Origin of the sequence: Pseudomonas schmalbachii, from assembly GCF_017589465.1 — a bacterium.
GTDB lineage: Bacteria > Pseudomonadota > Gammaproteobacteria > Pseudomonadales > Pseudomonadaceae > Pseudomonas > Pseudomonas schmalbachii.
The window spans coordinates 295,664-310,885 of record NZ_JAELYA010000006.1 but is presented as its reverse complement, the minus strand read 5'-3'; the positions used below and the strand labels follow the sequence as shown (position 1 = coordinate 310,885).

At 64.9% G+C, this 15,222-nt stretch carries 9 protein-coding genes; 6 read left to right on the top strand and 3 right to left on the bottom strand.

Going from position 1 to position 15,222, the window contains the following annotated elements:
• Positions 1-3: 3 nt before the first annotated feature.
• Positions 4-867: an isocitrate lyase/PEP mutase family protein gene (locus tag JFY56_RS16900; protein ID WP_208315117.1), complete on the bottom strand. Its 864-nt coding sequence runs from the start codon at positions 865-867 to the stop codon at positions 4-6.
• Positions 868-1,027: 160 nt separating this feature from the next.
• On the opposite strand from JFY56_RS16900, the gene JFY56_RS16895 reads away from it, so the two are divergent.
• Together JFY56_RS16895 and JFY56_RS16890 are read left to right on the top strand one after the other, a co-directional pair.
• Entirely contained in the window at positions 1,028-2,293 is a 1,266-nt protein-coding gene (locus tag JFY56_RS16895; RefSeq protein ID WP_208315116.1) for an Hsp70 family protein, read from the top strand.
• A 111-nt stretch (positions 2,294-2,404) separates the two neighbouring features.
• Complete coding sequence (locus JFY56_RS16890) at positions 2,405-2,860, top strand: GyrI-like domain-containing protein (RefSeq protein WP_208315115.1); 456 nt, start codon at positions 2,405-2,407, stop codon at positions 2,858-2,860.
• Positions 2,861-3,101: 241 nt separating this feature from the next.
• On the opposite strand, the gene JFY56_RS16885 is transcribed toward JFY56_RS16890, so the two are convergent.
• Entirely contained in the window at positions 3,102-5,153 is a 2,052-nt protein-coding gene (locus JFY56_RS16885; RefSeq protein ID WP_208315114.1) for an AsmA family protein, read from the bottom strand.
• 352 nt (positions 5,154-5,505) lie between these two features.
• Here JFY56_RS16885 and JFY56_RS16880 point away from each other — a divergent pair, with 352 nt between their 5' ends.
• Entirely contained in the window at positions 5,506-5,886 is a 381-nt protein-coding gene (locus JFY56_RS16880) for a phage infection protein (RefSeq protein WP_208315112.1), read from the top strand.
• Between the two features lie 162 nt (positions 5,887-6,048).
• Here JFY56_RS16880 and JFY56_RS16875 read toward each other — a convergent pair whose 3' ends face one another.
• Positions 6,049-7,350, bottom strand: coding sequence for an MFS transporter (locus JFY56_RS16875; protein WP_208315110.1), 1,302 nt, complete (start codon positions 7,348-7,350; stop codon positions 6,049-6,051).
• Between the two features lie 165 nt (positions 7,351-7,515).
• On the opposite strand from JFY56_RS16875, the gene JFY56_RS16870 reads away from it, so the two are divergent.
• From JFY56_RS16870 to JFY56_RS16860, 3 genes are all read left to right on the top strand, one after another.
• Positions 7,516-9,225, top strand: a complete 1,710-nt coding sequence (locus JFY56_RS16870; protein ID WP_208315108.1) for a response regulator — start codon at positions 7,516-7,518, stop codon at positions 9,223-9,225.
• A gap of 126 nt (positions 9,226-9,351) precedes the next feature.
• Positions 9,352-13,311: an MBG domain-containing protein gene (locus JFY56_RS16865; protein ID WP_208315106.1), complete on the top strand. Its 3,960-nt coding sequence runs from the start codon at positions 9,352-9,354 to the stop codon at positions 13,309-13,311.
• Between the two features lie 11 nt (positions 13,312-13,322).
• A complete protein-coding gene (locus JFY56_RS16860; protein ID WP_236032768.1) occupies positions 13,323-15,077 on the top strand; it encodes a ShlB/FhaC/HecB family hemolysin secretion/activation protein in 1,755 nt (584 codons plus the stop codon).
• Positions 15,078-15,222: the final 145 nt, after the last annotated feature.

Below are 15,222 nucleotides of genomic sequence, written 5' to 3'. Positions count from 1 at the left end.
GCGTCACTCCTTCACTTCCATGTATTCCCGCGCCCAGATCTGGTACTCCTCGGGCATGGTGTATTTCTTCGCCAGTTCCGACGCGGTGAGGTCCGAGGCGTCGACGCCGCGCTGTTCGCGCAGGCAGTCGTAGGTCGCCTTGATCGCTGCGAAGTAGGCCGCGTGGCCGTTGACCACGATGCGCACGCCGAGGCGCGCCAGGCGCTGGTCGTCGCGCAGTTTCGGGTTGCCGTAGGTGACCAGCATCAGCGGGATGCGCAGGTGTTTGGCGATGGCTTCCAGGTGCTCGAAGTCGCGGATGCCGACCATGCAGATGGCGTCGGCACCGGCGCCCTGGTAGGCGAGGGTGCGGCGGATCACGTCGTCGACGTCGAGCAGTTCGGCGTTGGTGCGGGCGATGATCGCCATGTCCTCGTCGACCCGCGCCTCCAGCGCCGCGCGGATCTTGCCGACGCCTTCCTCGACCGGAATCAGGTCGGTGGACTTGCGGCCGAACTGCGCCGGCAGCAGGGTGTCCTCGATGGTCAGCGCGGCGATGCCGGCGCGTTCCAGTTCCACCACCGTGCGCATGGTGTTCAGCGCGTTGCCGTAGCCGTGGTCGGCGTCGGCGATCACCGGCAGGCGGGCGACGCGGCCGATGCGGGTGGCCTGTTCGACGAACTCGCTGAGGGTGATCAGGGCGAAGTCCGGCGCCGCCAGCACCTGCAGCGAGGCGACCGAGCCGCCGAGGATGCCGACTTCGAAGCCGAGGTCGGCGGCGATGCGCGCGGACATCGGGTCGAACACCGAGGCGGTGTGATAGCAGGAATGGGAGTTCAGCAGCGCGCGAAAGGCGGCGCGCAGTTCGTGGTGGGAGGCTCTTTGCATGGTGAGGTCCGGATACAGCAGGAAGTGGGGGCGGAGAGATTGTATACAGTATCAAACTTGCGCCAGCCTTTCGCGACTCGATGATCCGCCCGACGGACGAGCATCCCCGGCGTCTCTCGCGTAAACTGCGCGGCCGTTTTTTTCCCGGACCCTTCGCGTCATGTTGCACACCTCTCCGGCCCGCGCCCTGGGCATCGACTTCGGCACTTCCAATTCCACCGTCGGCTGGTGGCGTCCGGACGCGGAGCCCCTGATCGCGCTGGAGGACGGCAAGATCACGCTGCCGTCGGTGGTGTTCTTCAACGTCGAGGAACGCCGCCCGGTGTACGGCCGCCTGGCCCTTCACGAATACCTCGAAGGCTACGAAGGCCGCCTGATGCGCTCGCTGAAGAGCCTGCTGGGTTCCAGCCTGCTGAAGAGCGAGACCACCGTGCTGGGCAGCGCGCTGCCGTTCAAGGATCTGCTCGGGCTGTTCCTCGGCGAGCTGAAGAAGCGCGGCGAAGCGGCTGCCGAGCGCGAGTTCGATTCCGTGGTGCTGGGCCGCCCGGTGTTCTTCGTCGATGACGACGAGAAGGCCGACAAGGAAGCCTCCGACACCCTGGTCGCGGTGGCGAAGAAGATCGGCTTCGACGAGGTGTCCTTCCAGTACGAGCCGATTGCGGCGGCGTTCGACTACGAGCGCGGCGTCGAGCGCGAGGAGCTGGTGCTGATCGTCGATATCGGCGGCGGTACCTCGGACTTCTCCCTGGTGCGCCTGGCGCCGGAGCGCCGCGATGTGGCCGACCGCCACGAGGACATCCTCGCCACCGGCGGCGTGCACGTCGGCGGCACCGACTTCGACAAGCAGCTCAGCCTGCAGGGCGTGATGCCGCTGTTCGGCTACGGCAGCCGGATGAAGAGCGACGCCTTCATGCCGACCAGCTATCACCTCAACCTCGCCACCTGGCACACCATCAACGCGGTGTACGCGCAGAAGTCGCAGCTGGCGCTGAAGAACATGCGCTACGACATCGTCGACGCCACCGGTATCGACCGCCTGTTCAGGCTGATCGAGCAGCGCGCCGGGCACTGGCTGGCGATGCAGGTGGAGGCCAGCAAGATCGAGCTGACCGACATCGACGCGCGCAGCATCGACCTGTCGCGCATCGAGGCCGGTCTCTCCGCCGACCTGACCCGCGGTTTGTTCGAGGACGCCATCGAGCCGCTGCTGGTGCGCGTGCGCAACAGCGTGACGCAGCTGCTGGTGCAGGCGGATGTGCCGGTGGAGCGGGTCGACACGGTGTTCTTCACCGGCGGCTCCAGCGGCGTGCCGGCGCTGCGCCAGAGCGTGGCGGCGATGCTGCCGAACGCGCGGCACGTGGATGGCAACCGCTTCGGCAGCATCGGCAGCGGTTTGGCCATCGAGGCGAAGAAGCGTTACGGCTGACAGCGTGGTAGGTTGGGCTGAGCGTGCGAAGCCCAACGACATGGCGCTGCGCCCACCGGATGTTGGGCTTCGCTGCGCTCAGCGCCAACCTACGTTCTGGAGTCTTGCGCCATGAAACATCGCATCGTCGAGCTGCCCAGCTTCTGCGTGATCGGCATGGAGTACGTCGGCACCACTCCCAACGACAGCCTCGGCCTGCTCTGGCAGCGCTTCCTGCCGCGCGAGGAGGAGATCTTCCCGCGCCTCGAACCCGGCGTCGCCTATGGCATCTGCAGCCAGGCGCCGACCGGCGAGCTGCACTACGTCGCCGGCATCCGCGTGCCGGACAGCGCCTCGCTGCCGGAAGGCATGGTTAAGTTCGCGGTGCCGGCGCAGAAGTACGCGGTGTTCACCCACCACGGCACGGTCGAGCAGATCGCCGACAGCTTCCAGGCGATCTACTCGGAACTGCTGGCCCGGCTTGGCCTGGAACCGAAGAGCGGGGTGGACTTCGAGCGCTACGACGAGCGCTTCAGCGGGCCGGATGATCCAGAAGCGGAAGTCGATCTGTATATCCCGATCTATTGAGGCCATGGTGGGCGCCGCGGTTGATGGGTATCGCTTCGCTCAACCCATCCTACGGTTGCTGCTCGCCCGCTGGGAGTTGGTGTAGGAGCGAGCTCTGCTCGCGAAGCTTTTGCGTGGCTGATGTTCGCGAGCAGAGCTCGCTCCTACAGCGGAGTCCTCCGTAGGAGCGGGCCATGCCCGCGACCGCCACAGGCACTAAAGCCATCGCGCTCATGGCGCGCTCCTGCGGGGAAGCCCTGCTTCAGCGTTTCCCCATCTGCGTCAGCAGCGCCGCGCAGCGGTTGTCCTCGCGCTGGCTGGGCGCTACCAGTGCCAGCAGGCCGGCGGCCGGGCCCGCTGCGACGCCGAGCAGGATCATGCCGGCGCCGCGCGCTGCCAGCGGGATCGCGTGGACGCCGGCGCGGGGGTTCTTGAAGGTGCCCTGCACGTACAGCGGCGAGCGCAGGGAGAAGATGCGCATGCCCTTGCTCTCCGGGACGATGTCGAGGTCCAGGGTTTCGCTGGCGAGGTTGCTGCTGCCTTCGACGCGGATGATGGCGTTCTCGGTGTCGAACACGAACACCCGCGGTTGCGCCAGGCCCTTGGCGAGGCCGATGTCGGCGGCGGCGCAATTGATCTTCACGTCCTCGTCGCCAAACATCTTCGCTACCAGGTAGTTGCCGACGTTCAGTCCGGCGATTTCCATCAGCCCCTTGCTGATCGCACCGTCGTTGATCAGCAGCTTCATTTCGCCGTTGGCTCCGCCGAGGATCGTCGCCACCGAGTTGCCGGTGCCGCTGAGGGTGGCGTCGCCGTTCAGCTCGCCGAAGCTGGTCTGCATCGGCGCGAATTTCGGGAACAGTTGCTTCAGCTTGAAGCCGCGCGCCTTCAGATCAACCTGGCTGCGCATCGGCGCCATGCTGCCGTCCAGGCGAATCTGCGCGTCGAGTTTGCCGCCGGCCACGCCGAAGCGCAGCGGCTGCAGGGTCAACAGGCCATCGTTCAACACCACGTGGGCATCCAGGTCGCTGATCGGCAGGTCGCCGTCGCGGACTATCTGCTGGCCGGTGAGTTCGACGTCGGCGTCCATCGTCCGCCAGCGTTCGGTGCGGAACTCTTCCACCGGCAGCACCTTGTCCGCCGGTTGCCGCGTGCTCTGGCCGCGCGCCTGCTTGTCGGCGTTGGAGTCGGCGCCGATCAGCGGGCCGAGGTCGGCCATGCGCAGTTGTTTCGAGTTCAGCTTGCCGGTGAGTTTTGGCCGTGGCTGGCGATTGGCGAAGGTGAGGTCGCCGTGGATGTCGCTGTCGCCGACCTTGCCGTTGAAGCCCTGATAGTGGAACACCGCGCCGGCCGGGTCGTTCAGTTCGGCGCGCAGGCGGCCGTCGGTGGAGTAGGCGGGGGTGTCGGGCAGGGTGATGCCGGTCAGCGGGTAGAGGTGCGCCATGCTGCGGCCTTCGAGCTTCAGCCGCAGGTCGAGGGCGCCGAGGTTGAGCGGATCGGTCAGGGTGCCGACGATGCTGGCGCGGGTGCTGCCGGCGCTGATCTCGGCCTGCACCGGGAACGGCGAACCGGCGTCCTGCAGGGCCAGCACACCGCCGACCTTGCCCTGGCCGCCGAGGGGCTGGCCCTTGTACTCGCCCTTGACCTTCCAGCCGAACACATAGTCCTGGGTGGACGCGGCCCCTGCGCCGGCGACGGCCTTGCCGGCCAACTGGGCGAAGGGCACCGGCTTGCCGAGGGTGTCCACCTGCACTTCGACGCGGGTTTTCGATTGCTGGTCGTCGAGCCCGACGCGGCCCTGGTCGAAGCCGATGGAGCCGATTTCCAGCTTCCATGGTGACGGCTGCTGCGTCTCTTCCTCGCTGGCCGGCAGCTGGAAATCCCAGTTGGCGCGGCCGTCGGCCAGGCGCAGCAGGTCGGCGCTGGGTTTGCTCAGGGTGATTTCCGGAATGACGATGCGCTGCCACAGCAGGGGCAGCGGCGAGAGGCTGAACTCCACGCGGTCCAGGCTGGCGAAGCGCTGTGCGCGGGTCTTGCCGGCGGTCCAGTCGGGGTTGCCGAGGGTGAGGTCGCTGGCGCTGAAGCGCGGCCAGGGCACCCAGGCCCGCCAGCCGTCCTGTTCGTCCCCGCGATGCCAGATGACCCGCAACTCGCCGTTGATGGCGAAGGGGCGGCCGAGGGCGGCGGAAACCTTTTCGTTGACCAGCGGGCGGACCCGGTTCCAGTCGAATACCGCGGCGAAGACCAGGGCCGCCAACAGCAGGGTGAGCAGGGTCGATAGGGCCCACAGGCCGATTTTCGAGCCGCGCGTCATGCAGAACTCCTTGTTGCCGCTTCGATGCCCGGGCGGGTTGCGCATCGTTCCAGTGTGGCAGATGCCCGGTTTTCGTTGGACAGCTGCAGGCGCAATCCGCTCCCACGCGGGTGTGGAAGGCTGTCGTGGTCTATCTATCCAATAATTGGATATTAATGTTTTGACCGATAGTTGCCATCATGGCCGTTGATAGACGTCAATTTATAAAATCAACTATTTGTTTTTAAAAGAATAAATATGAATCGATGTCGTTAATGAAGACTATCTCCATGCATCGTTTCAAAATCGATAATCCAGAACAGACAATGGCTCCGTGTTCAACGAACTCCCCCACTCTTCCAGGAGCCACACCATGAAACGCACTCTCGTACTCGGCTTTGCCCTCTCCGCCCTGGCCGCCGGCGCCGCTTTCGCCGCTCCGCAGGAGTCGATGGTTTCCCAGGCCAGCCAGATCAACGTGATCGCCGAAAACGGCACCGAAAAAACCATCGACCGCCTGCACAAGCAGATGGCCGAGCAGATTCGTGTAGCCGAAAACGGTAGCGAAAAGACCATCGACCGCCTGCACAAGCAGATGGCCGAGCAGATTCGTGTAGCCGAAAACGGTAGCGAAAAGACCATTGATCGCCTGCACAAGCAGATGGCCGAGCAGGTTCGCGTAGCCGAGAACGGCACCGAAAAGACCATCGACCGTCTGCACAAGCAGATGAGCGAACAGGTCCGCATCGGCTGACGCCCGCCGCTCGCAATACGCCGCAAGGCGCAAGAAAGGCCCGGCTTTCAAGCCGGGCCTTCTTATTTCCGCTCCTTCCTTGGCGCTTCCACTCTGTAGGGCGGGTGCAACCCGCCAGGTCAGACCGCCATGTGGCGGGTTACACCCGCCCTACAACGCTGTTCATTGCCGCGTTTCGCTGCTGCCGTCGGAACGACCGATGCTCGGCGGCGCTTCCACCACCAGGTCTTCCGGTACTTCCTCAACCCGCGGATCGAGCGCCGCGGACATCGGGCTGGCGGTGTCCGGCATCGGGACATGGTGCAGCGGCGCCTCGTCGACCTGGGGCATGCCGCTGACTGTCTTCGGCCGCACCCAGAAGATCAGCAGCAGGGAGTAGGCCGAGATCAGCACGTAGAACATCCCCGGATTGAAATGGCGCATCAGCGCGCCGGCGATCAGTGGGCCGATGCAGGCGCCGACGCCGTAGGTGGTCAGCAGCATCGCCGACAGCGCGACCCGCCGCGGCTGCTCCACATGGTCGTTGGCCAGCGCCACCGCCAGCGGATAGAGGGTGAACAGCAGCATCCCTGTGAGGAAGCCGTTGCCCAGCAGCGCCCAGTAGGGCAGGGGGAACAGGCCCCACATCGGCACCGCCGCCAGGCACAGCAGCAGGGCGTTGCCGCGGATCAGCCAACTGCGGTTCATGCGGTCCGACAGCCAGCCCAGCGGCCATTGCACGCAGAAGCCGGCCAGGATGCAGATACCGACGAACAGGCTCGACTGCGAGGTGTCCAGGCCGTTGCGGCTGGCGTACACCGGCGCCAGGCCGTAGAAGGCGCCGATCATCAGGCCGGCGGCGAAGATGGTCCCCAGCGACTGCGGCACACGCTGCCAGAAGAAGCGCAAATCCAGCGGCGCCGCCACCAGCTTGGCCGGGTGGACCCGGCGGGTCATGGCCAGCGGGATCAGGCAGGCGGCGAAACAGATCGCCACCAGCAGCAGCGGCCGGTGATCCAGCGCCGGACTCATCGCCAGCAGCCCCTGGCCGAGCACCAGGCCGAGATCGACGGCCACCATGTAGCCGGCGAACACCTTGCCGCGCTGGCGACTCTCCGCCTGCTCGTTCAGCCAGCTCTCGATCACCATGTACTGGTTCATCATCACCGCGCCGGTGACGAAGCGCAGCACCAGCCACACCTCCAGCTGGCTGACCAGCGCATGCAGCAGCACCGCCACCGTGGCCAGGCCGGCGCAGGCCACGTAGGAACGGATATGGCCGAAGCTGGCGATCAGCCGGTGGCCGAACTTGCCGCCGCAGACCAGGCCCAGGTAATAGGCCGCGGTCATCCCGCCGACCCACAGGTCGCCGGTGCCTTCGGCGGTCAGGCGCAGGCCGAGGTAAGTGGTGAGCAGGCCGGTGCCGGCGAGCATGAGCAGGGTGGCGCTGTACAGCGCGGGGAAGGTGACGAGCGGGCTGAACATGAAGATTCCTGGTAAGACCCTAGTGGTGCAGGCGGGGGGAAAGGGTAGCAAGGCCGGGCACCGGAGTGCCTGCCTGCAATGCGACAAGAACCCCGGCGGATGCGGCGCATTGCGGATTTAGCCTCTACGCTGTCGAGGAATCCACTGCACGGAGTGCAAGGCCAGATGAAACGGATCGTGGTGGCCGACGAACAGCCCCTGACCCGGCAATCCATCCGGCAGATGCTGGAGGCCGAGGGCCATCAGGTGATCGCCGAGGTCGACGACGGGCGCGATGCCCTGCAGAAGGCCCTGGAGCAGGAGCCCGACCTGCTGGTCCTCGATCTGGTCCTGCCCCGCCTGGGCGGGCTGGAAGTCATCCGCCAGCTCAGGCAGCGCGGCAGCGCTGTCCGTACCCTGGTGCTGACGGCGCAGAATACCGAGCACTTCGCCGGCCTCAGCCTGCAGGCCGGCAGTTCCGGATTCATCGGCAAGCAGGATGCGCCGGGCGAACTGCTCGAAGCGGTGCGCGCGATCCTCCGTGGGCGCAGCTATTTCCCGGTGCGCGCGCTGGGCAGCGTGGATGCGCAGAACACCCGGATGGGCGAGTCGGACCAGCTCGGCAGCCTGTCGCCGCGCGAACTCACCGTCCTGCGCTACCTGGCCAGCGGCCGCAGCAACAAGGACATCGCCGAAGAGCTGGCGATCAGCGACCGCACCGTCAGCACCTACAAGATCCGCCTGCTGCAGAAGCTCAATGCAGGGTCGCTGGTCGAGTTGCTGGAAATCTCCCGGCGCAACAACCTGCTGGGTGGCCGGGTGCCGGGCGAGGCCGCGCACCCGGGCGTTCATGGGGAAGCCGAAACGATCGAGGAAATGTTCCACGCCCAGTTCGACGGCCTGGCGCTGCCGTTCTGCCTGCGCGACAGGGATGGCGTGTTGCTGGCCTACAACCGTTACTTCCTGGAATTCCATGAGCTGGATGAAGGAATGCTCCCGCTCAGCCGGCTGACGGGCTCCTCCCGCCTGGCTCCGGAGGAGGCGCTGCATCTCTACCAGCGCTACGTGGACGCCGTTGCCCGGCAGCAGCCCTATTTCATGGACCTGCTGGTACTGCAGCCTGTGCGCAAGGTGCTGCGGCACTGGGGGATTCCATACATCAGGAATGGCGAACTGGTGGGGATGATCTGCTTCGTGGCGGATATTTCCGACCATGAGCTGGAGATCCTCGCGCTCACTGAAGCCAACCAGCGTCTGGAGTCCCTCAAGCGCGAGCGCATGGGCTTCATGCTCGACGTCGGCCAGGAGTTCCGTCACTCGCTGGAGTCCATCCAGACGCTGCTCGGCAATGCGCTACGGGCGGCTCCGGAAATTTCCGAGCTGCCGCGCATGCAGCTCGAAGTCCAGTCGTTGCGCGAGCGCCTGCAGGCGCTGATCGACCTGGCCCGGCTGGAGAACGGCGAGTCGCTGCTGGTCCCGCGCTCCACCGAGCTGCGGCAGCTCAGCATCGAGGCGGCGCAGCGCTTCCTGCGGCAGAACATCGCCATTAGGGTGAGTATCGAGAGCGAGCGCCCGGCCACCATGGCCTGGATCGATGTCCGGCGTTATCGGCACATGGTCCAGGCGCTGCTGCTGCACTGCGCCAGGCAGGGGGCGCGGGAGGTCATCCTGCGGACCGACGCGGAAGAGCACAGCCATGCCCATCTCGTCTGGAGAGTGGCGGCTTTCGTCGATGCCGCCGGAGGCGTCGTCGAGTCACCCGCCACGCCAGACCCGCGCCTGGCGCTGTGCATGCGCCTGGCAGAGCTCATGGGCGGCGAGCTGGAACTGCTCGCTCCGGCGGCCGACGAGCCGCTTGCCCGGCTCACCCTGCGTTTGACTCAGAGCAATTCCTAGGAATTTGTACGGTAATTCCTACAGAGCTTTCGTGATTCTCTGATCTTTCTCCGACTCCTGTCAGGGAAGTATGTGCGGCGTCCCGTAGCCAAGTTGTATGGGCTACATCCGCTCCAGGAGATTCACATGAAGAAAGATCGCCGCAATCACCCGCTCAGTCTGTCGCACATGCCCGGCTCCGGGCTGAAACGCGTGGCACTGGGTGTCGCCATGGCCTTCACCGGCCTGCTTGGCCTGGGTGATGCATTCGATTCCACGGCGGCCGACCTGCCGGATGTCAATGACGCCAAGGGCAGCTCCATCAGCACCAGCGGCCCGAACATGACCATCACCACTCCGGCCGGCAAGCAGCGCAGCGCCATCGACTGGAAAAGCTTCAACATCGGTGAAGGCAACAAGGTGACCTTCGTCCAGCCCAACGGCAAGGCGATCACCCTCAACCGTGTCACCGGCGCGGACATGTCGCGCATCCTCGGCCAGCTCCAGGCCAACGGCCACATCATCCTGGCCAACCCCAACGGCATCCATATCGGCCCGAACGCGAAGATCAACACTGCCGCGCTGACCGCGGTCGCCGGCAAGTTCAGCGATGATCAGCTGAACCGCTTCCTGCAGGGCATCTCCGTCGATCCGCTGAGCCCCGACCGGGTAATGGCCGAGCTGACCGGCAAGGTGCACAACGAAGGCGAGATCACCGCCGAGGACAAGGGCCTGGTGGTGCTGCTCGGTGCGCAGGTCGAGAACGACGGCAGGATCGTCGCCAACAAGGGCACCATCATGCTCGCCAGCGGCCCGCAGGCGACCCTCGACTTCACCGGCGACGGGCTGATCGGCGTGGTGGTGGACAACGACATGGTCGGCTCGAAGCCTGGCGAGACCTACAGCCTGACCAACGCCGGCACCCTCGTCGCGCAGGATGGCACCGTGATCATGAGCGCGAAGAAGGCGCTGGACGCCCTCGAATCGGTGGTCAGCGTCGGCGGCAACGTGGTCGCCGACTCGGTCGGCACCGACCAGGGCGGCAATATCGTCATCAGCGGCGCCGACCGCACCACGGTCACCGGCACGCTTTCCGCCAAGGGGCCGGACGGCGGCAACATCACCGTGCTGGGCGACAAGGTCGAACTGACCGACAGCGCGAAACTCGACGCCTCGGGTACCCAGGACAAGGGCGGCAAGATCCTCGTCGGCGGCAGCTACCAGGGCAAGGGCCCGGAGAAGGAGGCGAAGAGCACCAGCGTGGCCAAGGGCGCGCAACTGGTCGCCGATGGCAAGAAGGATGGCGGCCAGGCGGTGGTCTGGTCCGATGGCGACACCAAATTCGCCGGCTCGGCCAGCGCCAAGGGTGGCGAGAAGGGCGGGGTGGTAGAGACTTCCGGCAAGCGCCTGACCGTTACGGCGGATGCGAAGGTCGATACCAGCGGCAGCAAACAGGCAGGTACCTGGCTGCTCGATCCGGCGGTGGTCAATATCGAAGACGCCGATAGCGATGGCAGCGCGGACGGTTCTGTTGCGGCCAGTGCGATTGCCGAAGGCCTCAAGACCGGCAATGTGGACATCACCGCCACCGAGCGCATCAATGTCAACTCGGCCATCGTCGCGCCCATCGTAGGAACCGACGGCTCGAGCAACTATTACGGCTTGCGCCTGCTTACCAGCGGTACTGTCGGCACCGTCACGGCCTACAACGACACTGGCAACGCTTATGCGGATGCCAAGCGCAATGACAGCGGTTCGATCTATATCAATGCACCGATCCTGCTGAAGAATGGCCACCTGGTCATTGCCGCTACCGGCGATGTGATGCTCAACGATGCCTCTGCCGGCAAGACGGGCGACCCCAATCTGAGCCGCGCCATCATCGACGTCGGCAAGGGCACCATCTGGATCAAGACTTCCAACACCGCTTCGGTGATCCAGCAGGCCAATACCGCTCTGATCGGCGACAAGGTCGCGGTCGCCGGCGCCAGCGTGCTGCTGGAGAGCCCGCTGAACTATGCCGGCACCCTTATGGCCGGTCAGGCCAGCAACGGCGTGTTCCGTTACAACCAGACCAACGCCAGCGGCGCGGTCAATGTCGGCAAAGTCGACTCGCCCTACAGCGTCCCGGGTGGCATCCCGGAAAGCATGGACGGGGTGACCTCGCAGACCATCAACAAGCTCGGCGAGAAGGTTTACGTGGCGAAAGATGGCGCTACGAATGTCAACGTTGACCTGTCGTTCGGCGGCCAGGAGTTCGACTATCTGATCTTCAGCGCCGTCAACTACGTGGATGCCGACGGCAACCCGCTGAGCCTCACCCCGGAAGAGTTCGCGGCATTGGGAGACAGCTCCGACTATTTCATCCAGGGCCTGACATTCACCCAGAAATCCACTTCCGGCCCGGACATTACCTGGGAGCTGATTCCCGATACGAGCAAGACCAACAAGGTCAGGGTCAATAAAACGGTTGCCGGTGAGGGCAAGCAGCTGGACGTCGATGAATTGCCCCCCGGCTTCGCCTTCGATGCCTATCAGGGCCAGGTCGTGGCGATCGACTCCGATCCCGTCGCAGGTTCGATGACACCCGGCTGGGGCGTGCAACAGTACGCCGACGCTCCCGGGGCGAAGATCACCGGTGAAATCCAGCATAACGCCAATACCGGCAAGTCCGAGGAGCTGGTAGTGGCGCTCGGCGCTCCTACCACGGAGGTGAAGACTACCTTCGGTTACCTGATGGAAGACGGCCAATGGATGAATCCGAAGCAGGCGAAAACCTACTACGAAGCTGCCAAGGTCCAGTACCTGAAGACTACCGATACCACCGATACCGAAATGGGGGACGGCAAGAAGGGCGTCGACCTCAATTCGAGACAGGCTGCCGCTGTCGAAGGCAAGATCAACGACGCCATTCGTGAGTACGGCGACGACAATCCGCAGTTCAGCCATACCGAACTGGGCCTGGCCAATGATGCGGATGACAACAGCAAGGCCGTGAAGGCAGTGGATGATTTCGTCGACCAGCAATTGAATCAGAACCGCTTCATTGCCCAGACGGATTACGCCACTGATGCCACCAAGGCATCCAATATCGGTACTTATGACGTCAAGTCCGAGGACGGGACCTTCGAGGCCGACCCGTTCGTCTCCAGCCGTTATCAGACGAGCATGAAGGACGGAAAGCTGACCATCACCCCGGCCCAGCTGACCGTGAAAGCCGACGACAAGACCAAGGTCTACGGCGATGCCGATCCGGCGCTGACCCATGGCGTGGTGAGCGGTCTGAAGAATGGCGACACGGAGGGCGAAGTCCTCAACGGTGGAGCGGTGGCGCGTGACGGTGCGGGTACCCGTGCTGGCGAGAACGTCGGCAACTATGCGATTCGCCAGGGTGGTATTGACCTCAATACCCAAGGCAAGGGCGGCAACTACACCCTGGTCTTCGAGAACGGCACCCTGACCATCACACCCGCCGATGCGACGGTGACCATCCATGACAAGAGCAAGCTCCAGGGCGAGCCCGATCCGGCGCTGACCTACGATGTGGAGGGCCTGAAGTTCGCGGATGACAAGCTGAACGGCAGCGTTACCCGCCAGCCTGGCGAGGACATCGGCGCGTATGGCATCCACGAGGACTCGCCGTTCAACAACCCCAACTACCGGGTTACCGTCAAGAACGGCACCCTGACCATCACCGGCCCGGTGCGGATTCCCGACCAGCCCGTACCTCCGGCGCCGCCTGTCGTGCCCACGGAACCATCGGCTCCGCCTGCTCCCCCAGCCCCCGGCGAAACAACGGCTGCCAGCGCACCGATCACCGCCCAGGCACCGGGCACCGAGCGCTGCAACGCCGTGGAATCGCCCTCGGCGGTCATCGGCGGCTACACCGTCACCCCGGCGGTCACCCGCACCTACGACGTACAGCTGATCTGCAAGCCGCGCTCCTACGAGGACAAGTACGAAACGTTGCCGGAAATCGGCGACATCCTCACCTACGTCAACAACATGGCGAAGGAAGGCAAGTTCCAGATTCCCGACTGGAACCGCACCGTCATTCCACGCGACCTGAATCAGGCTCTGAAAAACGAAAAAGGAGGTGCGAAATGAGAGCGCCGTCCATGAAACTGAATCGCCTTTCCGCCGCCGTGATGCTCTGCTCCGGCCTGCTTCTCGGCCTGCTGCCGGGCGTATCGTCCGCCGCTGGTGTCGCCCCGCCGCCCCGTCTCGATCCGGGCCGCATGGAAATTCCCGGCGCCGACGGCCAGCGCGGCTTGCCTTCCGACATGACCGGCCTGCCGTCCAGACCCGGCGCGACCGAAGTGCAAATCCCGGAAACCGAGCCGTCCACGACTCCGCAGCCGGCGGCCAGCAGCACCCGCTTCTTCGTCAGCAAGGTCAACCTGGAAGGCGTCACCGTCTACCCGCCGACCGTCTTCGCCGAGCTGCAGAAGTACCTGGAAGGCCGGCAGGTGAGCCTGGCCGAGGTGAACGATGTGGTGGCGCGGATCAACCGCCGCTACCGCAAGGACGGCTACCTGCTGGTGCGGGCCTTCGTGCCGGCGCAGAAGGTGCAGAACGGCCAGCTGACCATCAAGGTCATCGAAGGCAAGGTCAACGACGTACGCTTCAACGAAAAGCCCAACCGCGCGCAGCAGGCCTACGCCGACAACATCCGCAAGGAAGTGCCGATCAAGGCCAAGACCCTCGAACGCAACATGCTGTTGATGAACGACCTGTCCGGCTATGACGCCAAGGGTGTCCTGTCGCCCTCGCAAGGGCTGGAAGGCACCGACCTGAGCGTGACCAACGAGCTGCGCAAGGTGGAAGGCTTCGTCGGCTTCGACAACCGCGACAGCCGCTTCTTCGGCCCGTGGCAGGTGTATGGCGGGGTGGGCGTGAACGATCCGTTCGGCCTTGGCGACAACCTGTCCCTGCGCCTCGGCCGCTCGGTAGAGAGCGACAAGATGTCGTTCGTCGAAGGCCAGTACGACGTACCGGTCGGCAACGACGGCGCCATCCTCAGCCTGCTCGGCCAGCACAACGAGGGCAACGCGGACACCATCGTCCCGCTGAACGCCAACAGCTCGGGCGACACCCTGGCGGCGCGCGTCACCTATCCGTGGATTCGCAGCCGCTCGGAGACGCTGAAGACGTCCATCGGCTTCACCTGGTTCAACGGCAAGGCGGAATACCTGGACGACCCGGACCAGCCGCCGTCCAGCGACGACCGTATCCGTGCCGTGCGCCTGGGCGCCAGCTACGACTTCGCCGACAAGTACGGCGGCCGCAACCTGTTCAAGGCCGAGCTCAGCAAGGGCCTGGACATCATGGGCGCCAGCGCGGAAGACCGCAGCAACCCCTCGCGCTACGGCGGCGAGACCGACTTCACCAAGCTGCAGTTCGACGCCCAGCGCATCCAGGACATGAGCGCGATCGTCGAGAACATGAACCTCTACCTCGCCATCACCGGCCAGACCGCGTTCGGTAATGCGCTGCTCAGCCCGGAACAGTTCGGCGTCGGCGGCAGCCAGTTCGGCCGCGGCTACGACCCGTCCGAGATCACCGGCGACAACGGCCTGGCCGGCAAGGTGGAGCTGCAGTACAACCACCTGCACAACTTCATGGACCAGGAAATGCCGACGCAGTACTACGGCTACTGGGACATCGGCAAGGTGTGGAACAACGAGCCGCGCGACATTGACTCGGAGAGCCTGGCGTCGGCTGGTCTCGGCATCCACTTCAATGTCATGAAGGACATGTACATCTCCCCGGAAATCGCCTTCCCGCTGACGCGGACGGTGAGCGCCGAGGAACTCGACGGCGACAACGGCAAGGAACCGCGCCTGTACATCAACTTCCTCAAGCTGTTCTGACCGCACCGTAGGTTGGTGCTGAACGCAGTGAAGCCCAACATTGGCGAACCCGATGTTGGGCTTCGTGCCGTTCAGGCATTTCGTAGGTTGGCGCTGAGCTTGCGAAGCCCAACGATGCCACGTTCGGCAAACGTTGGGCTTCACT